The sequence below is a fragment of the Acidisarcina polymorpha genome, from assembly GCF_003330725.1.
Classification (GTDB): Bacteria; Acidobacteriota; Terriglobia; order Terriglobales; family Acidobacteriaceae; genus Acidisarcina; species Acidisarcina polymorpha.
Genome location: NZ_CP030840.1, coordinates 6,185,718 through 6,204,110, shown reverse-complemented (window position 1 = coordinate 6,204,110; position 18,393 = coordinate 6,185,718). Strand labels below are relative to the sequence as shown.

General features: G+C 60.1%; 17 protein-coding genes. 8 read left to right on the top strand and 9 right to left on the bottom strand.

The window, feature by feature from the left end:
• Window positions 1-37: 37 nt before the first annotated feature.
• Window positions 38-418, top strand: a complete 381-nt coding sequence (locus ACPOL_RS26435) for a winged helix-turn-helix transcriptional regulator (protein WP_114209703.1) — start codon at window positions 38-40, stop codon at window positions 416-418.
• Here ACPOL_RS26435 and ACPOL_RS26430 read toward each other — a convergent pair.
• A complete protein-coding gene (locus tag ACPOL_RS26430) occupies window positions 415-1,197 on the bottom strand; it encodes a 4'-phosphopantetheinyl transferase family protein (RefSeq protein ID WP_161557578.1) in 783 nt (260 codons plus the stop codon). The two genes, ACPOL_RS26435 and ACPOL_RS26430, sit on opposite strands and share 4 nt — an antisense overlap.
• A 177-nt stretch (window positions 1,198-1,374) precedes the next feature.
• Between ACPOL_RS26430 and ACPOL_RS26425 the strand changes: the two genes are divergently transcribed.
• On the top strand, window positions 1,375-2,256 hold the full coding sequence (locus tag ACPOL_RS26425) for a c-type heme family protein (protein WP_236657057.1): 882 nt from the start codon (window positions 1,375-1,377) through the stop codon (window positions 2,254-2,256).
• An 8-nt stretch (window positions 2,257-2,264) separates the two neighbouring features.
• On the opposite strand, the gene ACPOL_RS26420 is transcribed toward ACPOL_RS26425, so the two are convergent.
• The 6 genes from ACPOL_RS26420 to ACPOL_RS26395 form a co-directional block, all read right to left on the bottom strand.
• Complete coding sequence (locus ACPOL_RS26420; protein WP_114209701.1) at window positions 2,265-3,395, bottom strand: serine/threonine protein kinase; 1,131 nt, start codon at window positions 3,393-3,395, stop codon at window positions 2,265-2,267.
• 117 nt (window positions 3,396-3,512) lie between these two features.
• Window positions 3,513-5,048 (bottom strand): ABC transporter substrate-binding protein, encoded by a 1,536-nt coding sequence (locus tag ACPOL_RS26415; protein ID WP_236657056.1) that lies wholly within the window; start codon window positions 5,046-5,048, stop codon window positions 3,513-3,515.
• Window positions 5,041-6,222 (bottom strand): anhydro-N-acetylmuramic acid kinase, encoded by a 1,182-nt coding sequence (locus tag ACPOL_RS26410; RefSeq protein WP_236657055.1) that lies wholly within the window; start codon window positions 6,220-6,222, stop codon window positions 5,041-5,043. The genes ACPOL_RS26415 and ACPOL_RS26410 overlap by 8 nt, the downstream gene beginning before the upstream one ends.
• A gap of 33 nt (window positions 6,223-6,255) precedes the next feature.
• On the bottom strand, window positions 6,256-7,326 hold the full coding sequence (gene nagZ / locus ACPOL_RS26405) for a beta-N-acetylhexosaminidase (protein WP_114209699.1): 1,071 nt from the start codon (window positions 7,324-7,326) through the stop codon (window positions 6,256-6,258).
• The gene (gene mutS / locus ACPOL_RS26400) at window positions 7,326-9,944 is read right to left on the bottom strand and encodes a DNA mismatch repair protein MutS (protein ID WP_114209698.1); all 2,619 of its coding nucleotides are present in this window, start codon (window positions 9,942-9,944) and stop codon (window positions 7,326-7,328) included. The genes nagZ and mutS overlap by 1 nt, the downstream gene beginning before the upstream one ends.
• 336 nt (window positions 9,945-10,280) lie before the next feature.
• On the bottom strand, window positions 10,281-10,550 hold the full coding sequence (locus ACPOL_RS26395; RefSeq protein ID WP_114209697.1) for a hypothetical protein: 270 nt from the start codon (window positions 10,548-10,550) through the stop codon (window positions 10,281-10,283).
• Between the two features lie 278 nt (window positions 10,551-10,828).
• Between ACPOL_RS26395 and ccsA the strand changes: the two genes are divergently transcribed.
• The 4 genes from ccsA to ACPOL_RS26375 are packed head-to-tail and all read left to right on the top strand — an operon-like array spanning window position 10,829 to window position 14,884.
• Window positions 10,829-11,644: a cytochrome c biogenesis protein CcsA gene (ccsA, locus tag ACPOL_RS26390; protein ID WP_114209696.1), complete on the top strand. Its 816-nt coding sequence runs from the start codon at window positions 10,829-10,831 to the stop codon at window positions 11,642-11,644.
• Window positions 11,645-11,676: 32 nt separating this feature from the next.
• Window positions 11,677-13,065, top strand: a complete 1,389-nt coding sequence (hemA, locus tag ACPOL_RS26385) for a glutamyl-tRNA reductase (protein WP_236657054.1) — start codon at window positions 11,677-11,679, stop codon at window positions 13,063-13,065.
• The gene (hemC, locus tag ACPOL_RS26380; protein ID WP_114209694.1) at window positions 13,062-13,985 is read left to right on the top strand and encodes a hydroxymethylbilane synthase; all 924 of its coding nucleotides are present in this window, start codon (window positions 13,062-13,064) and stop codon (window positions 13,983-13,985) included. Before hemA ends, hemC begins: the two co-directional genes overlap by 4 nt.
• A complete protein-coding gene (locus ACPOL_RS26375; protein WP_114209693.1) occupies window positions 13,982-14,884 on the top strand; it encodes a uroporphyrinogen-III synthase in 903 nt (300 codons plus the stop codon). The genes hemC and ACPOL_RS26375 overlap by 4 nt, the downstream gene beginning before the upstream one ends.
• Here the strand turns inward: ACPOL_RS26375 and ACPOL_RS26370 are convergent.
• On the bottom strand, window positions 14,881-15,138 hold the full coding sequence (locus ACPOL_RS26370) for a PIN domain-containing protein (protein WP_114209692.1): 258 nt from the start codon (window positions 15,136-15,138) through the stop codon (window positions 14,881-14,883). The two genes, ACPOL_RS26375 and ACPOL_RS26370, sit on opposite strands and share 4 nt — an antisense overlap.
• Window positions 15,139-15,187: 49 nt before the next feature.
• Window positions 15,188-15,964: an endonuclease III gene (nth, locus tag ACPOL_RS26365; RefSeq protein ID WP_236657053.1), complete on the bottom strand. Its 777-nt coding sequence runs from the start codon at window positions 15,962-15,964 to the stop codon at window positions 15,188-15,190.
• A 123-nt stretch (window positions 15,965-16,087) separates the two neighbouring features.
• Here nth and ACPOL_RS26360 point away from each other — a divergent pair, with 123 nt between their 5' ends.
• Both ACPOL_RS26360 and ACPOL_RS26355 read left to right on the top strand, forming a co-directional pair.
• Window positions 16,088-16,726, top strand: a complete 639-nt coding sequence (locus ACPOL_RS26360) for a DedA family protein (protein ID WP_114209691.1) — start codon at window positions 16,088-16,090, stop codon at window positions 16,724-16,726.
• 263 nt (window positions 16,727-16,989) lie between these two features.
• On the top strand, window positions 16,990-18,348 hold the full coding sequence (locus tag ACPOL_RS26355; protein ID WP_236657052.1) for an inositol-3-phosphate synthase: 1,359 nt from the start codon (window positions 16,990-16,992) through the stop codon (window positions 18,346-18,348).
• Window positions 18,349-18,393: the final 45 nt, after the last annotated feature.

Here is an 18,393-nt window from a genome sequence, read left to right as displayed (position 1 = left end):
GGAGAGATCAAAAAGGAGAGATCAAAGGAGAGCACCCATGGCGAAAGAACACTACGGCTGTCCCGTTCAGGCGACCATCAACTTGCTTTCAGGCAAATGGAAGGTGCAGATCCTTTGGCATCTTTCGTTTCAACCCTTGCGGTTTGCCGAACTCCGAAGGAAGCTGCCAAAGATCACCGAAAAGGTGCTCACCGAACAAGTTCGATTACTCGAAGCCGGCGGCCTGGTGCAACGCGATGTCACACCATCGGTGCCGCCCGCCGTGACTTACTCGTTAAAGCCAGAGGGGGAACGGCTGATTCCAATGCTCGCAAACCTATGTGATTGGGGTAGCCAACATTTCCATATGCTGCCAAGCCTTCCTCGTCCAAAACAGCCCGTCGTTGACCATGCTGAAACCCTTATCGCTGCGTCTTAACCGGAAAACGAGCTCATACACAGGCGAACATCCGGATGGTCCACGGCTAACGCACCCATCGTTCCCTCCGCCGCCGCCAGCGCATGCAATCGCCACCCAACCCTCAGCTTCGACTCTGGCCGCGCCGCCAGCAAGGCCGTAGGTTCATCGGCGAGCAGGGATACATCAAAGGAATCCAGCGGGATGCGGAGACCAACTCCCTCTCCCTTGAGAATTGCCTCCTTGCGCGTCCAGCACCGATAGAAGCCGTCCAACCACTCCGTGCCGCGCAGCCCCCGCAGCCGGGCAAGTTCGGCCGCCGAAAAGAACCTCTCCGCGACCCCGGTCTCGATCGGATGGATGTCCTCGACATCGACACCGATCTCCATACCCAACGCCACCCCTAGCACCGCTACACTTTTGCTGTGACTGAGGTTGAAGCGGACCTCCACCACACCGTCCAGCTCCGGCTTGCCGCCGGCGCCCTCGCGAAAGAGCAGGGATTCCGGCGGCATATCCAGGTAGCTGCCCAGGATCCTCCGCATATTCGCATGGCAAACCGAATAGCGGATCCGATCCGGCAGAAAGTGAAACCGCGCGGTCCGCGCCCGCTCCCGATCGTCCAGAATGCGAAGATCCTCGGTACGAAGATCTTCGGTGCGAAGGTCCTCCCCAGCCAGCGTCGAGCTTCCCGCGAATCCCCACGCCCACAGATGAACCTCTCCCGCACCGATCTCGAACGGGAGCCGCCGCGCGGGCCACAACAACACTGCTGCTTGAGTCTGGTTGCGGGGAGCCATAGGTCCAGCCCTGATACTACCGTGAACGCTGATACTATCGTGAACGCTGCCTGGCTTCTGTCCCGTTGAGTTAACCATCAACCAGAAGTACAGTTACTAGGAAATGGCCGGCCGGGTTGAGCCTTTGCATTTACAGTAACTGTGCTCCTGCTGGAGCCAAGTCCATGGAAAGAGGGAATGCCTTTGAAGTTGTTGGCGAAGTTCAACCTGATGCTTATTATCCTGTTCGGCCTCGGCCTGTTGCTGGTCTCCCAGCTCTCCCGCAGGTTTCTCGAGGACAATGCCCGCGATGAGACCATCCAGCAGGCCAAACTCATGATCTCAAGCGCCCGCTCAACCCGCGATTACACCGAAGAAGAGCTCGATCCGCTGCTTGAAAAAACCCCTGCCAGCGCCGAGCGCTTTCTGCCGCAGACCATCCCCTTCTACGCCGCGACCGTCACCTTCAATCATCTCCGCAAAGACTATCCCGACTACACCTACAAAGAGGCGGCGCTGAACCCGACCAACCCCCGCGATCGCGCCGATGACTGGGAGGCGGACATCATCAACTACTTCCGCAATCATCCCGGCCAAACTCAGCTGATTGGGGAGCGCCAAACCGCCACCGGCAGCTCCATTTATCTCTCCCAGCCGATCGCCGCCGCCGAGGGCTGCCTTGAGTGTCATAGCGTCCCCGCCGCCGCTCCTAAAACCCAGCTGAGCACTTACGGCAGTGCCAATGGCTTCGGCTGGAAACTCAATGAAATCGTCGGCGCACAGATCGTCTCGGTGCCCACCGAGGTCCCGTTGAACATCGCCCACCGTGCCTTCAGCACTCTGCTGTTGTATCTCTCTTGTACATTTGCCGCCACCCTGCTGGTCATCGATCTGGGCCTCTACTACATCGTCATTCTGCCTCTGCGCAAGCTGGCGGTGACCGCCGACCTGGTCAGCAAAGGCGACCTCAGCCAGCCGGAATTCGTCCACGGCGGGAAGGACGAAATTTCCGAAGTGGGCGCCTCCTTCAATCGGATGTATGTGAGCCTGGTCAAAGCCATGAAGATGCTCGAAGACTGAGCCAAGCTTTACACGGAGTACTTCTGCCGGGTCGCCATGAATGTCTTGCGCTCCGTCTCGGCCCCAATTTCCCCCCCGATCAGCGCGTAAAGCTCGTCGAGCGTGGCCGCCTGTTTGGCGGCGCGATTCACCACCACCTTCGCGATCGGTCCAATATAATGGGCGAGTTCGCGAGAGACCGCAGCCAGAACGCTTGCGCCACTCAGCGTCCTCGTCCCGGTGGCCGCCCCGGCCGGCTGGGCAGTAGCACCCGTCTTTCTTGCCTCAGAGTCGTGTGCCTCCCGGTTGAGCGCGGGCGTCGGCAGCAGCGACATCGTCTCATCGCTGTTCAGCGATCCCAGCGCGTCATAGAAGGCCTGCGCGGTCTGAAAGCGCTCCTCCGGCGCCTTGGCCAACGCCTTCATCACCATGGCCGCAAGCTGAGATGGAATATTCGGGTTGATGCTCGTCGGGTCTTCCGGAGTATTCTTTAAATGTCCGCTGGCAATCGCATATTCTCCAAAGCCATCGATCGGCACCCGTCCCGTCAACAACTGATAGAGCGTCACTCCCACCGAGTAAATGTCGGAGCGCGCATCCACCCGTTCGCCCATCACCTGTTCGGGAGACATATAGTGCAATGATCCTAGGATCAGACCGGTTCGCGTAATATCCGACCTCAGCCCCTGGAATGCCAGCCCGAAGTCGAGCAGCTTGATCCGCTCGTCGGGAGTGACCATGATGTTTGCTGGCTTGATATCCCGATGAACGATGCCCCGGCGATGCGCATACGCCAGCCCAGCCAGGATCTGCCGCAAGTAGTCCAGGCTCTGGCTCATCATGATGGAGCCCTGCCCGAGCTTCGTCCGAAGCGTCATCCCTTCGACGAACTCCATGATCATCACCAACTGGCCCTGGTGGTGAAAAGCCGTATGCAGCCCCGCGATGTTGGGATGGTCGAGAGAAGCCAGCACTCGGATCTCGCGAAGAAAGCGTTCGCTGATCTCCTCCGTTCCTGCGCGATCGGTCAACAGCACCTTCATCGCCTCGGCCCGGTTTGAAATCGCGTGCCGCACCTGGTAAACCTGTCCGATCCCACCGGAACCTAGTGTGCCGACTACCTCGTATTCCCCGATCCGATCTCCAACGCTAAACGACATAGGCGGCTGTAGCTTGCAGAATTCATCATAATTCGTTGCTCTGGAACGCTTATGAGTTGATAGTTGGAATTCATCCAGAGTCTCCCAGGCAAAACCAATGCTGGATCAAACTCCGTCCTACTGATCGACCGTCGCCTCCCTTAGAAAGTCAAAGGTTCCCGAGCTGGAAAGATGGACGTTGCGCAATCGCCGGTTGTGCACAATCACCGTGTCCAGATACCAGAGGTTGATCGCTGGAAGCTCCTTAGCCACGATCTGCTGCATCTTCGCGTAGATCGCCGCGCGGCCGCTCTGGCTCGGAGTCACAGCTGCTTCGGCGACCAGCGCATCAAACTCGGGATTACTGTAGTAGCCGCGATTCGCGCCATGCGGCGGCGCGCTCGCCGTCGCATAGGCATAACGAAAAATATCCGGATCTTCGTTGCCGCCTATCCAGCGCAGCGTATACATCTGAAAAGCGCCTTTGGCGATGTCCGCATAAAAGGTAGCGAACTCGAAGCTGCGAACCTCAAGATCGATACCGATCGCACGCAGCTGCTGCTGGAGCACGACCGCGAGCGTCCGGCCGGTTTCGTCAGTCGAAGTTTTGATCGTGAGATGAAAGCGGACGCCGTCGCGTCCCCGCTTGAATCCGGCCGCATCCAGCAGCGCGTTGGCGCGCGTCGGATCGTACTCGTGCGCATCGACGTTGCTTGACCAGGCCCAATGCTCCGTCGGTAGCAGACTTTCCGCGATACGCGCCCTACCGCGCCACAATGCCGAGACAATCAGCGGACGGTTGATGGCAAAAGCAATCGCCTGGCGCACCCGGGCATCCTTGAGAACAAAATCCCGAGTGTTGAAGGAGATGTAGTTCAGGATCGTACCCGGACCGCTCTCGACCACGATCCGAGCATCGTTGCGCATCGCGTAGACCTGGTCGGCGGTGAGCGCGTTCACCCCGATGTCCGCCGAACCCTTCTGCAGCTCAAGCGCCCGGGTGATCGAATCGGGCACTACGGCGAAGCGCACCCGCTCGATCGCCGGAGGCGTTCCCCACGTCATCGGATTTCGCTCAATCACCACTTCCTTGTCCTGCTCCTGAGAGACGAACCGGAATGGCCCGCTGCCGATCGGATGCAGCCCGAAGTCGCGTCCGCTCCCGGCAGGAACAATGCCGATCGCTCCATCCGAAAGACTAGGCAGCAGCCCGGGGTCGGCTTTCTTCAGATGAAAGACCGCGGTCAGCGGGTCGGGCGTATCAATGTGGTCGACATTGCGATAGGCCTGCGACTTCACCGTCGGAACCTTGCCATTGAGGATCGACATAATCGTCCATTGCACGTCCTTCGAACTTAGAGGCCGCCCATCATGAAAATGAACTCCACTCCGCAAATGGAAAACAACGGTCAGCGGATCGGGCGTCTCCCAGCTCTGCGCCAGCCACGGCTGAATGTTGAAGTGCTCATCGCGCCGCACTAGCGCGTCGAAGATCAGCGCGTCGATATGCTCCGACTGTCCATCCGTGCCGATCCGCGGGTCGAGGTTCGTCGGACTGCTCTCGATCACCATCGTCACCGTTCCCGCCGGTTTCCGCGCCGGTCGGCAACCCGCCAGGGCAATGAACCCCAACCACACCGGCGTCAGGAACAAGCTACAGCGACGGTTACGCATAGGTGATCTCGCCCAGAATTGCCGAACGCACCGCGCCGGTCGCGGCAGGCACATTGCCGGGGCGCCGGTGCCAGGTCTCATAGGCCAGCAGTCCGAACGCCGCTGCCTCCTTCGTCTGGGCCGGAAGACCTGCATCCTCGGTCGTGCCCAGCTTGCAGCCCAGGGGATCAAGTTCACTGCTCAGCATCTCGACCAGAGTGGCATTGTGCGCGCCCCCTCCAGAGAGCAGATAATCGACCGCGCCCTCCATTCGATCCTGCACAAAGCGGCAATAGGCAAGGCCGATGCTCCGAGCTGTTAACGCCGTGGCAGTGGCAACTGCATCTTCCGGACGACGGCTGGCGGCTTTGCATTGCTTCAAAAATTGCGCTGCGAAGCTCGAGCCAAACTCCTCGCGCCCCGCGCTCTTGGGCGGCTTGCGCCCGAAAAAAGGATGCTTCAACGCCGATACCACGACGGCTTCCAAAACCATCCCGCGAGCGGCAATGGCCCCCCGCCTGTCGAACGGCTTACCGAACAAGCTCTGGGTCACCGCGTCAATCAGCATGTTTGCTGGACCAGTGTCGAAGGCGATGAGATCGTTCAACGAAGCGCCCGCCGGCATCGCCGTCAGGTTGCCAATCCCGCCAAGATTCTGCAAAACGCGTCCGCGCCCCGCGTGGCGAAACATCACAAAATCGAGCAGCGATACCAGCGGCGCCCCCTGTCCGCCGGCCACCATGTCCGCTGGGCGAAAGTTCGACACCACCGGAACTCCAGACGCTGCCGCCAGCATCGCCATCTCGCCAATCTGCCAGGTACAGGCAAGCTTCACTCCTGCATACTTCGCGGGGACGCCCTGGTGGTAGATGGTTTGTCCATGGCAGCCAATCAGCTGAAGCTTGACCGGATATTCGGCCAGCGTCGCTTTGATCGCGTCGGCATAGGCGATCCCGAGACGCCAATTGAGCCGAGCGAGTTCAGCCGTCGAAATGTTGCCGGCATCCATCGCCGCCAGCACCGCTGCCCGAACGCTCGTTGAGAAGGGAACAGCATGGTGGGCCAGCAGCTTCATTCTGAGCCCCTTCGCCCCCGGCGCTATCCGAACGATAGCGACATCGATGCCATCGGCGGATGTTCCACTCATCATGCCCGCCACATTCATCGGTCGCAAGATCGTTGCGTTCCTGGTCATCGTCCCTCCAAATGCCTACGGCTCAAGATGTTTCTACGGCTCAGGATATTTGGCTCGAAATGCATTGACGTCGGCGACCATTGCGCGCATCTGTAACTGTGACGGTGGCTTAACCGCGGCGGCCGACAGTAGTCTGCGCTTTGCCCGTGAAATCTTGCGAGACGCCGCCTCCACCATGCGCCGAAACACCGTCGATCTCTCCGCTTCCGAAAGCAGCGCTTCGTAGGCCCGGAAAATCAGCGAAGGCTCCTTACAGATTTCAATCAAATGCGTCCCCGCAAGTACGCTCTGAATGGAAGCCTCTTCAATCGAGGACGCGCTCAGGACTCCCCCCATCTCCAGGTCATCGGAGAGAATCAAGCCGCGATATCCCATCCGCTTCGTCAGAACATCCGTGATCCAATAGCGTGAGATCGAGGCAGGCTTCTGCTCCCCCGCCGCCGGGTAGCATGCGTGCGAGACCATCACCAGCGGCATCCGCGCCTTGAGCTTGCGAAAAGGGAAGAGATCATTCTTCCAGAGCGTCTCCCCGCTGCGCTCGATCACCGGCGTCGCCTGATGCGAGTCCAGCGTCCCGCCTCCTAGCCCGGGGAAGTGCTTCCCGCAGCCCACTATTTCGCATTGTTCAAGGCCTGACAGAAAGCCATCTGCGTAGGCCGCAACTTCTTCCGGATCGGCCGAAACCGTCCGCGTCCGCATCACCGTTCGCGACTCTTCCAGGCCGAGATCGAGCACCGGAGCAAAGACCGTGTTGAAGCCCAGCATCTTCGCCTCGCGACCGATCAGCTTGCCATGTTTCACGGCTGCGGACCTCTTCTTCGCCGCGCCCACCGCAGCCGCCGAAGGCATCGGCGCAAGCAAATCGCGAAGCCGGTCGACCAGTCCGCCCTCCAGATCAACGCAGCGAAAGAGAACTGTGCTGGCAACCGAACTAGCCTCTTCGAGCAGACGAAGAGTCTGTTCAACTGTCTCGATGTTCCTCCGAAAGAGGATCACCCCGCCCGGATCGAGGATCTTCAACCACCCCCGTTCCGAAGCCGTAAGCACCGCGCCTTCGAGACCGACGATCAGCAATTGCCCAACTTGTTTGCGAATCGCGATCATCAGCCGCTGCCTTTCCCGTCGCGCAAGCCGCGGATCTCCGCTTTCAGTTGTTCCAGCAAATTCAATGCCTGGAGCGGCGTCAGCGTGTCGATGTCCGTCGACTCCAGCCGATCGACGATCGTCTGCGAGAGTGGCGTAAACATGGTCATCTGCAGGGGCGCTTCGGTCTCAACCGCCACATTATGCCGCTCCGAGCGTTCATGCTGCTTCAGCACCATGCGCGCCCGCTGCAGCACCGAGGCCGGCAATCCGGCGAGCCGCGCCACTTCGATTCCATAGCTCTTGCTTGCCGGCCCTGCTTCAATCGCGTGAAGAAAGACAATGCCTTGCGGCGTCTCCTTCACCCCCACGCGAACGTTCTTCAAACGCGGCAGCTGGTCGGCGAGCAGCGTCAACTCGTGATAGTGGGTCGCGAAGAGAGTTCGGGCGCCGATCTTCGCATGCAGGTGCTCGAGCGCCGCCCAGGCCAGCGAGAGCCCATCGAAGGTCGCCGTCCCCCGGCCCATCTCATCAAGCAGGATCAACGAGCGCTCCGTCGCCGTATTCAGAATGGTCGCCGTCTCCGTCATCTCGACCATAAAGGTCGACCGCCCGCGCGCCAGGTTGTCGCTCGCGCCGATGCGCGTATAGATCCGGTCGACGATCCCAAACCGCAGGCTTCGCGCGGGAACGAAACACCCGAGCTGCGCCAGAATCACCAGCAGCGCCGCCTGCCGCAGGTAGGTCGACTTGCCGCCCATATTCGGCCCGGTCACCAGCAGAATCGCGGGTCCTCCCGCATCCCGGCTTGCGTCCAGATAGAGGTCGTTGGCCACAAAACGCCCCTCCCCGGCATCCTCCATCATGCATTCCACAACCGGATGCCGCCCGCCAATCACTTCCAGAACGCAGCGGTCCTCAATCGACGGCCGAGTGTAGTTGCGGAGCGCAGCCAGGTGCGCAAAATTCGTCAGCAAATCGATCTCCGCAATCGCCGCCCCGCTCTTGCGAATGCGGCCGCCCGCAGCCAGCACAAACTGCCGCAGCTCCTCGGCCAGCTGCTTCTCGATCTCAATGCAGCGTTCATGGGCGGTCAAGATCCGGCTCTCAAAATCCTTCAGTTCGGGAGTCGTAAACCTCTCCGCGTTCACCAGAGTTTGCTTCCGCTGATAATCGTCCGGGACATTTCCCAGCTGTGACTTGGTGATCTCGATGTAGTAGCCGAAGACTGAGTTGAACCGGACCTTCAAGGACTGAATGCCGGTACGCGTCCGCTCCCGCTGCTCGATCGCCGCAATCGACTCGCGTCCCGAGTGACTGATCGCCCGCAGCTCATCGAGTTCCGCATGCACCCCATGCTGAATCACTCCGCCATCCGCCAGCGTCACCGGCGGCTCCGCCACAATGGTCGATTCCACCCGGCTCTGGACGTCTTCCAGCGCATCCAGCCGATCGAGATTGCTTCGCCAAAGATCCGCGGTCAACCCCTCGAGCGCACCACGCAAGGTGGGCAGCTTTCGCAGCGAAACTGCCAAGGCCAGCAGGTCGCGAGGCTTCGCCGTCTCGAGCGAGATCCGTCCTAAAAGCCGTTCCAGATCGAGAATGCCATCCAGAGCGCTGCGTAGCTTTTCGCGAATGATCAGTTCCGCGCACAGCGACTCGACCGCATCGTAGCGGCGCAGAATCTCGCCTCGATCCGCCAGAGGCCGCAGCAGTGACGAGCGGAGCAGCCGTTTGCCCATCGGTGTGCAACAGCAATCGAGGGCGTGGAACAAGGTCGCCTGCGCGGAGCCGTCGCTGAACAGGGTGTCGACCAGCTCCAGATTGCGGACCGTGACCTGGTCTAGCTGCAGGCACTCCGACCGCTCGTAAAACCGGATGCTGTCGATGTGCCCCAGCTCCGACTGCTGGGTATTCCGCACATAGTGGAGCACCGCGCCCGCCGCAATTGCCGCCGCTCCATGTCCCGTCAGTCCAAAGCCATCGAGCGAATGCGTTCCCAGCTGCCGTTCCAGCAGCGGAATCGCATACTCCGCCGTGAAGGCATAGGCATCAATTGCCGTCTTGGTGCGGATCCCGGCCAGCGCTTTCAGCGATTCCGCGCTCGCGGCGTCGTTGAACAGCGGGTGCGCCGCTTCATAGAGCAGCTCCGCCGGCTTGGTTTTCGTTAGCTCATCGACCGCCTGCTCGATTGCCGCCGCGCCTGTAAACTCGGTCGTCCGAAACTCCCCGGTCGAGAGATCGAGCAGCGCGATCGCTGCCACACCCTCGTCCAGATACAGCGATGCCAGGAAGTTGTTCTGTTCGGCGCTTAGCCCGGAGTCGATCGCCGTCCCCGGCGTCAGCACCCGCGTCACCTCGCGGCGGACAATTTTCTTAGTTAGCTTAGGGTCCTCCATCTGCTCGCAGATGGCGATCCGGTAGCCCTTTCTCAACAGCCGTGCTAGATATCCTTCTGCGGCATGGTAGGGAACTCCGCACATCGGCACCGACCGCTCCCGGTCGCGGGAGGTCAGCTGGATCTGCAGTTCACGCGACGCGATCGTGGCGTCTTCAAAGAACAATTCGTAGAAATCGCCCATCCGGAAAAACAGCAGAGCATCGGGATGCAGGCGCTTGGCTGCCGCGTACTGACGCATCGCGGGCGTGAGAGAGGCGTCGGAGGCTTCAACTGGTGATTGAATAGACACGGAAACGCCAGAATACCGCGAACGGCGGACTGGCGTTTCGACCGCTAGGATTGTTTGCTCTGGTCCTCGGGCCCGTTCCCGAAAATCGACCAGAATTGGATCTGGTCCTGACGGGAAACCGGCGCAGTATCTGCGCCGGTCCTGGCCGAAAATCTGCTCTTCAGCTTAAGATCTGCCCTTCAGCTTAAGAGTTGCTCTTCAGCTGAAGATTTGTCCTTCAGCTTTTGCCTAGGCCATCAACCTCAGGGAGACCGCACTCCGCCGAAGTCGATGGTTCTTGAGGATCTAGGCGTCCTGGTCGCGAGTCAACGCGTCCGAACCATGCTGCTTGACCATCTTGTTGTAGATACCCAGGAGGAGAAAAGGAGCGGCCCACTGGCCCACAAACAACGAGAGGTTGTCCTTGTTCTGCGCCTTCAAGATGAGGGAAGCAGCCATCGAAGCTACTGAAGCTCCGAGAAAAAAGCTGGTCGGCCACTTCGCTGTTTGGCTCTCAAGAAGGGCGGTAATCTGATCTTCCGAAATCTCTCCGGCTTTCACGCGATAATCTGACATTGTCTATCTCTCCATATCGTTAATTTCAGAATTCCTGGCTGACCCGCGCCGAGGCGTCGGCTTCGCCGCTTATAAATCTTCCAACAGAGATGCACCTTATCTGATTAAGGGAGACATAGAAAGCGAAGGATTCGTAAAATCGCAAAGATTCGTGAAATCAATGATCTGAATTGATTTTTATATCCCTTTTTCAACCCCCGGTCCTGCCGCCTCCCGAACCCACGGGTCTGCTCCGCGGCCCATCCTCCCGAACTCAAACCAAGTATCATGACACAGGCATGTTTATTCTATGGCTCAGGGTCGCCGCGTTCTGCTACGGAATAGCGACCGTCTGCGCTCTGCCTGCCGTGCTCTATACCCTGCCTCGCTGGACCCGCGTCTTCCTGATGGCGGCTACCGCCGGTTTCGTCTTCCATTTTGTTTCGATCGCCGAGATGCTGGGCGAGGCCCATCGCTGGATGCCGGTCGGCACCCGCGAAATGCAGTCTCTGCTCGGGTTACTGATCGTTGCCGCATTCCTGATGATCTGGCTGCGCTATCGAGCCCTGTCCTTCGGACTCTTCGCCCTGCCGCTGGCGCTGCTGCTGATTCTCTTTCCCGCCATCGGGCTGGAAAGATACACCTTCACCTCGCCGGTGGTTCGCAACGGATGGATCATCGTCCACGTCTGCGCCTTGCTCGCGGCCTATGCGGCGCTGCTCTTCAGCCTCCTGGCCAGCTTTCTCTATCTCGTTCAGGAACGAAGGCTTAAGGACCGCCGGAAGCCGTCCTTCTTGACCTGGCTGCCACCCCTCGAAACCATCAACCAGATCGGCCAGCGGGCGTTGGTCATTGGCTTCCACTGCATGACGGCGGGCCTGCTGATCGGTTCGATCATGGCCCAGTCCAGCGTCGGCCCTGCCTACTTTCTCGATCCTAAAGTACTCTTATCTTTTGCCATGTGGCTGCTTTATATCGGCATGCTGCTGGTGCGGCGCAGCACCGGCCTGCGCGGCCGCCGGGCGGTTTATTGGTCGAGTCTGGTCTTTTTAGTGATGCTCACTGTCTGGGCCGCGAATCTATTCAGTTCAGTGCACAGGTTTTCCGTCCCATGAAGAACGCCCCCATACCACCCGATAAGCCAGGTATGAGTTCTGGCGGCCTGCTGCTGTTTGGGGTAAACCACAAGACCGCTCCCGTCGAATTGCGCGAGCAGTTGGCCATCCCGGAATCCCGCCTCGCCGAGGCCACCCGTTGGCTCGTCCAGACCCCCGGCGTGCGCGAGGCGATGATCCTCTCCACCTGCAACCGGGTTGAGTTGCTCGTCTGTCCAAAGGCCGGAGCGCCCGACCTGCTCGGCTTCTTCAACGATTTCTTTGACGTCGACCACACCCTCCTTAAACCGCACGTCTACGAGTACCGTCAGGACGAGGCCGTCCGGCACCTCTTCCGCGTCGCCTCCAGCCTCGACTCCATGGTCCTCGGCGAACCCCAAATTCTCGGCCAGGTGAAAGAAGCCTACGCCGTCGCCCGCTCCGTCGGCGCCGTCCAATCCGGCCTCGAAAAGCTGCTCCAGAACGCCTTTAATGTCGCCAAACGAGTCAGGAACGAAACCCAGATCGGCAGTTCGTCCGTCTCCATTGCCTCGATAGCCGTCGACCTGGCCGAAAAGATCTTCGGTTCGCTCGAAAATAAGAAGGTCTTCCTCGTCGGCGCCGGCAAAATGAGCGAACTCGCTGCTCGCCATCTCGTCCAGCGTGGGGCTAGCTCCATCTACGTTGCCAACCGCACTCACGATCGCGCCATCCGCCTGGCCGCGCAGTTTGGCGGACAGGTTATCCGCTTCGACGACCTCTACACGACCGCCGATCGCGCCGACATCATCATCACCTCGACCGGATCGCCGCAGCCCATCTTCCGTCCCGAGCACGGAGCCCAGTTCATTCACCGGCGTCGCAACCGGCCGATGTTCTTCATCGATATCGCCGTACCCCGCGATGTCGACCCCGAGATGAACCGGGTTGAAGGGATCTTCCTCTACGACATCGACGATCTGCAATCGGTGGCGGCGACCAACCAGATCGACCGCGTCCGAGAGGCGGAGCAGGCCGAGTCCATCATCGCCTTCGAAGTCGAACGCTATCAACGCCACCTCAACACTCTGGACGCCGTGCCCGTCATCCGCAATCTCCAGCAGGCCGCCGAAACCATGCGCCAGTCCGAACTCCGCAAGGCTGAAAGCCGCTTGCGCAGTGTCTCCGCCGAGCCACTCTCTGACGCTCAGTGGGCAGCCGTCGAGGCCATGACCCGCGGGCTGATGAATAAGTTCCTGCACCCCACGCTCCAGGCCATCAAGGCCGCTGCCGCCGAGGGCGACACCGCTCGGCTGGAGACCTTTCGCTCCACCTTCGACGTGCAGCGGGCTGCCGCCTACCTGCCCTCGCACGCCGTTCCGCCCGCGCTTGCAGATGCCTCTGTCGACTCCGAGTCGTCCGCGCGCCCGGAACGATCCTCCGATCCGGAGAAGGAATCTTGATCCGGATCGGCTCGCGCGGCTCCCAACTGGCCCTCTGGCAATCCAACCACATCGCCGCAGCATTGCGGGCGAACGGGCATCACGTCGAGATCGAGATCATCCGCACCACCGGCGACCGGCTGCAAGAGGTCACCTTTGCCGAGGTCGGCACCAAAGGCATGTTCACTAAGGAGATCGAAGAGGCGCTGATCGCCGAGCGCATCGACCTTGCCGTCCACAGCCTCAAGGATTTGCCCACCGAGCTCGCGCCTGAATTTACTCTCGCCGCTCTACCGGAGCGCGCCGACCCGCGCGATGCCTTCGTCTCCGTCGACTTTCACTCCTTCTTCGACCTGCCTGCCGGCGCGAAGGTCGGCAGTAGCAGTCCGCGCCGCCAAACCCAGCTGCGCACACTGCGTCACGATCTCGAATACATCGAATTTCGCGGCAACGTCGATACCCGGCTGCGCAAACTCCAGGAAGGCCAGGCGCAGGCCATCATCCTCGCCGCCAGCGGCCTCGATCGCCTCGGTCGCACGGAGTGGATTCGCCAGCGCTTCGATCCTGAGCAGCTCTGTCCGGCGCCCGGGCAGGGTGCGCTGGCCATTGAATGCCGCGCCGCCGACGCCGCCACCCACCAGGCGCTCGCCTTCCTCGACCACCCCGATACCCGCTTCGCCGTTACCGCCGAACGCGCCGCCCTCAACGCCCTCGGTGGCGGCTGCCAGGTTCCCATCGGCGTCTATTGCCGCCGCGAAGGCGACACCTTCCGCATCCACGGAGTCGTCGCCAGCAACCCAGGGAGTAGCCGAGGCGGCGAAGCCCATATTTCCGCCAGCACCACCGGCTCACAAGCCGAAGAACTCGGCCGCACGCTCGCCGCCGTGCTGCTCAGAAACGGCGCAGAAAGCATCCTCTTCGCCAACCAGTACAAACCATGAGCGAACCGTCTCCGAAACCTCTGCTTGAAGGCAGACGGATCATCGTCACCCGCGCCCGCACCCAGGCCAGCTCTCTCGTCACCTCGCTACAGGAGTTAGGCGCCGAAGTCATCGAAATCCCCACCATCGAAACCATTCCGCTCGACTCCTACGAGATGCTCGACGACGCCCTCAAGAACATCGCGAACTACCAATGGCTCCTCGTGACCAGCGCCAACACGGTGCGTGTCCTCGCCGAACGCCTCGCCGTCCTCAAGCTTTCGCCTTCAACCCTCGACCCTCCCCAGAAAGTAGCAATCGGCTCGGCAACCGCCAGGGCCATGCGCGAGCAGGGAATCGCAGTCGATCTCATCCCCGAACAATATGTCGCCGAGTCGCTGGTGAGCGCGTTGGGCGATCAAGTCGCCGGAAGCCGCATCCTGCTCGCCCGCGCTGCCATCGCCCGGGACCTCATCCCCGAAGCACTCGCTCGTCAAGGTGCCACCGTCGACATCGTCGATGCCTACCGAACCGTCCTCCCCGAAGGTTCGATCGAGCGCATCCAGCAAGTCTTTGCCAGCCCTGCCAGGCTACCCGACGCCATCACCTTTACCAGCTCGTCCACGGTGAAGAACTTCTTCACTCTCTGGAACGAAGCAGGCTTCTCCGGAATCCCCAAAGAAGTCGCCGCCCTCTCGATCGGGCCCATCACCAGCCAGACCCTCCGCGAGCACGGCTGGGAACCTGCTCGTGAGGCAAAGAGACACGATGTCGAAGGATTGGTCGATGCGACGGTTCGGTATGTAGAGGTAAGGATATTGGAAGAGCGCGAACGGGAAGGATATTTGCGATACCCGGAAGATCTCGCCGAAGCTGAGACATGGTGGGAATCTGAGCAGAGCAATGAGCCAGAAGACTAATCCTCACCCCGCAGATAAATTTCCACGTTGTTCGTGGTCCACGTAGCGACGCCGGTTCCGAAGAAATCCCGGTCTTCTGTCCAGATGGGTGCTTTGAGAAGCAGGGCGATCGCCAACACCGGCCAGTCGTCGGAATCGCGCGTTGCGACGCGTCGCATCGCGGCCTCATCGAAAGCGGAATAGTCTGCTGCGGGAATTCGCTCAACGACGCTTCCAACAGCCTGGAAGTCATGTCCGACGCCTTCTGTACGCATGTCTACCAAATCTTACCTGGGAACTCCCAGCGCTCTTACCTAGGAATTCCTAGTGCGTGCTCCAGGTCTTGTCCCCCGAATTACAAACCTTCTCGAGCGAACAATCCACACACCGAGGTTTCCGCGCGATACAAATCAGCCGCCCATGATGGATCAGTTCATGCGAGAAAGCAATCCACCGGTCCTTCGGAATAATCTTCATTAGGTCCTGTTCGACTTTTTCAGGAGTCGTCTCGGTCGTGAGCCCCAATCTCCGCGAGAGCCTCAGCACATGGGTATCGACCACCACCCCAACGGCCAGCCCATAGGCCACGCCCAACACCACATTTGCCGTCTTCCGCGCCGCTCCGGGAACCGTCAGCAGCTCTTCCATCTTGCGCGGAACCTTGCCATGGAAGTCAGTCAGAATCTTCTTCGCGGCGCCCTGGATCGACTTCGCCTTGTTGTTGTAGAAACCGGTCGTGCGAATGATCTCCTTGATCTCATCAATCGGCGCCGCCGCCATATCGGCGGGCGTGGGATAGGTCTTGAAGAGCACCGGCGTCACCATATTTACCCGCGCGTCGGTGCATTGCGCCGAGAGGATCGTTGCGACCAGCAGCTGCCATGCATCTTTGTGAATCAACGCACACTCCGCGCCCGGATAAGCGGCAGCCAGCAAGTCGAGGATAGTCTGAATGCGCTCCGGAGCGAGCGCCTGCTTGCGCGAGGCGGCGGTGGCTTTGCGCGGCTTGATGGTTGACTTAGCTGGTGTCGCTTTCGCGGCGGACTTCTTAGTGGATTTCTTCGCGGCAGTTTTGCCGGGCATCGCAGTTTTGCTGAGCATGATTGAGGAAAGCGCTCCCGTCGCCATCGTAGCAAAGGGCCCAGTGGCAGACACCTGCCTCCCGGTCGCAGCATTGAAATTGATGGTCTGAAGGTATACTCAACCTGCACCAACTCCAAAAACATGACAGAAAAAATTCTCGCCATAGTAGCCAGCTTCATTGTGGCCACCATCTCCGTCTCTGGCTATGCGGGCGTCGCCCTGCTCATGGCCATCGAGTCGGCCTGCATTCCTCTCCCCTCTGAAGTCATCATGCCTTTCGCCGGTTACCTCGTCTCGACGGGCCGCTTCAACCTGTTCTTCGTGGCCACCGCGGGCGCGATCGGCTGCAATCTCGGCTCTGTCGTCGCTTATTGGATTGGCGCATGGGCCGGTCGCCCCTTCATCGAGCGCTTCGGAAAATTCGTCCTTATTGATGTGCACGACCTCGACCGCGCCACCCGCTTCTTTGAGAAATACGGCTCCATTACCGTGCTCATCGGCCGTCTGCTGCCGGTCGTGCGCACCTTTATCGCCCTGCCTGCGGGCATTGCCCGCATGTCGCAGCTCCGCTTTCACATCTATACCTTTGTCGGCTCCTGGCCCTGGTGCTTCGTGCTCGCCTACGTCGGCATGAAGCTCGGCCAGCAATGGGACACTAACCCGGCCTTCAAAGAGGCATTCCATCGCTTCCACCTGGCCGTCGAGATCGCGCTGCTCGCAGGGATCATATGGTTTCTCTGGACCCACCTCAAGTCGCGCAACCGTACCAGCGAGGCCTAGCCAACCACATCACAGGATGGACCTGGCGGAGCATCCGTAGTGACCGTTGAGGCACCTTTTCCGCTGTTTCGGACTGGCCGGTTTGCGTATCGTCCCTTCGAGGGGAGAGACTAAGGTGTTTTGATTTTGCGCTTCCTGGCATATCCAGCTTCTGGCCAGGGGACGCAAGAGTTACCGGCGTCAAACTTGACTTTCCCCATAGCAGTTTCGAGCAAATCGCAAGCTCGAGCAATTTTTGGATTCAATAGGAAGGAACCACAGCAATGCCCACAGCAAACCCCAGCGGCTATTCCGCAAATGAAGGCGCCGCCTCCGCATCCCAGATTCAGCCCGCCAAAGGCAAGCTAGGAGTGATGGTTGTCGGCCTGGGCGCCGTCGCCACCACTCTCATCGCCGGCGTAGAGGCCATCCGCAAGGGACTGGCCAAGCCCATTGGATCGCTTACTCAGATGGGCACCATCCGCCTCGGCAAGCGCACCGAAGGCAACACCCCGCTGATTAAGGATTTCGTGCCGCTCGCCGACCTGAACGACATCGTCTTCACCGGTTGGGACATCTTCGACGACAACGTCTACGAAGCCGCCGCCCACGCTAAGGTCCTCGACAAAGAGCAGCTGGAGCAGATCCGCCCCTACCTCGAAGCGATCAAGCCGATGCCCGCCGTCTTCGACCAGTACTACGTCAAGCGCCTCAACGGCACCAACATCAAGACCGGCAAGAACAAGATGGATCTCGCCAACCAGCTTCGCGCCGACATCCAGGCGTTTAAGAAGACCGTCAGCCGCGTGGTCATCATCTGGTGCGGGTCGACCGAAATCTTCCTCGAGCCTTCCGAAGTCCACGACTCCATCGCCGCCTTCGAAAAGGGCCTCGAAGAGGACCACATCAACATCGCTCCATCCATGATCTACGCCTACGCGGCCATGAAGGAAGGCGTACCCTTCGCCAATGGCGCTCCGAACCTCTCCGTCGACCTGCCCTTCATTCAGGAGCTTTCGAAAGAGAACTTCGCTCCCATCTGCGGCAAGGACTTCAAGACCGGACAGACCTTCATCAAGACCGTGCTCGCCCCGGCCTTCAAGGCCCGCATGCTCGGCATCGCCGGGTGGTATTCCACCAACATTCTCGGCAACCGCGACGGCGAAGTCCTCGACGATCCGGAGTCCTTCAAGACCAAGGAAGAGTCGAAGCTAGGCGTGCTCGACTTCATCCTCCAGCCCGAGCTCTACCCCGACCTCTACAAGGACATCTACCATAAGGTAAGAATTAACTATTACCCGCCGAGGGGTGATAACAAAGAGGGATGGGATAACATCGATATCTTCGGATGGCTCGGCTATCCAATGCAGATCAAGGTAGACTTCCTCTGCCGGGATTCGATCCTCGCCGCTCCGATCGCCCTCGATCTCGTCCTCTTCCTCGACCTCGCCAAGCGCACCACCGGCCTTTGCGGCATCGGCATTCAGGAGTGGCTCAGCTTCTACTTCAAGTCGCCCATGACCGCCCCCGGTCTTTATCCCGAACACGATCTCTTCATCCAGTCGATGAAGCTCAAGAACACCCTCCGCCACATCATGGGCGAAGAGTTGATCACCCACCTCGGACTCGAGTATTACGACTGATCCCCGTTCCATCAATGCACCAGAAACGGCGAGCCTCATAGGCTC

Excerpts from the sequence above, each read along its gene's own strand:
- ACPOL_RS26435 (WP_114209703.1), top strand. The coding sequence starts at position 38 with ATGGCGAAAGAACACTACGGCTGTCCCGTTCAGGCGACCATCAACTTG.
- ACPOL_RS26430 (WP_161557578.1), bottom strand. The coding sequence starts at position 1,197 with ATGGCTCCCCGCAACCAGACTCAAGCAGCAGTGTTGTTGTGGCCCGCG.
- ACPOL_RS26425 (WP_236657057.1), top strand. The coding sequence starts at position 1,375 with ATGCCTTTGAAGTTGTTGGCGAAGTTCAACCTGATGCTTATTATCCTG.
- ACPOL_RS26420 (WP_114209701.1), bottom strand. The coding sequence starts at position 3,395 with ATGTCGTTTAGCGTTGGAGATCGGATCGGGGAATACGAGGTAGTCGGC.
- ACPOL_RS26415 (WP_236657056.1), bottom strand. The coding sequence starts at position 5,048 with ATGCGTAACCGTCGCTGTAGCTTGTTCCTGACGCCGGTGTGGTTGGGG.
- ACPOL_RS26410 (WP_236657055.1), bottom strand. The coding sequence starts at position 6,222 with ATGACCAGGAACGCAACGATCTTGCGACCGATGAATGTGGCGGGCATG.
- nagZ (WP_114209699.1), bottom strand. The coding sequence starts at position 7,326 with ATGATCGCGATTCGCAAACAAGTTGGGCAATTGCTGATCGTCGGTCTC.
- mutS (WP_114209698.1), bottom strand. The coding sequence starts at position 9,944 with ATGCGTCAGTACGCGGCAGCCAAGCGCCTGCATCCCGATGCTCTGCTG.
- ACPOL_RS26395 (WP_114209697.1), bottom strand. The coding sequence starts at position 10,550 with ATGTCAGATTATCGCGTGAAAGCCGGAGAGATTTCGGAAGATCAGATT.
- ccsA (WP_114209696.1), top strand. The coding sequence starts at position 10,829 with ATGTTTATTCTATGGCTCAGGGTCGCCGCGTTCTGCTACGGAATAGCG.
- hemA (WP_236657054.1), top strand. The coding sequence starts at position 11,677 with ATGAGTTCTGGCGGCCTGCTGCTGTTTGGGGTAAACCACAAGACCGCT.
- ACPOL_RS26375 (WP_114209693.1), top strand. The coding sequence starts at position 13,982 with ATGAGCGAACCGTCTCCGAAACCTCTGCTTGAAGGCAGACGGATCATC.
- ACPOL_RS26370 (WP_114209692.1), bottom strand. The coding sequence starts at position 15,138 with ATGCGTACAGAAGGCGTCGGACATGACTTCCAGGCTGTTGGAAGCGTC.
- nth (WP_236657053.1), bottom strand. The coding sequence starts at position 15,964 with ATGCTCAGCAAAACTGCGATGCCCGGCAAAACTGCCGCGAAGAAATCC.
- ACPOL_RS26360 (WP_114209691.1), top strand. The coding sequence starts at position 16,088 with ATGACAGAAAAAATTCTCGCCATAGTAGCCAGCTTCATTGTGGCCACC.
- ACPOL_RS26355 (WP_236657052.1), top strand. The coding sequence starts at position 16,990 with ATGCCCACAGCAAACCCCAGCGGCTATTCCGCAAATGAAGGCGCCGCC.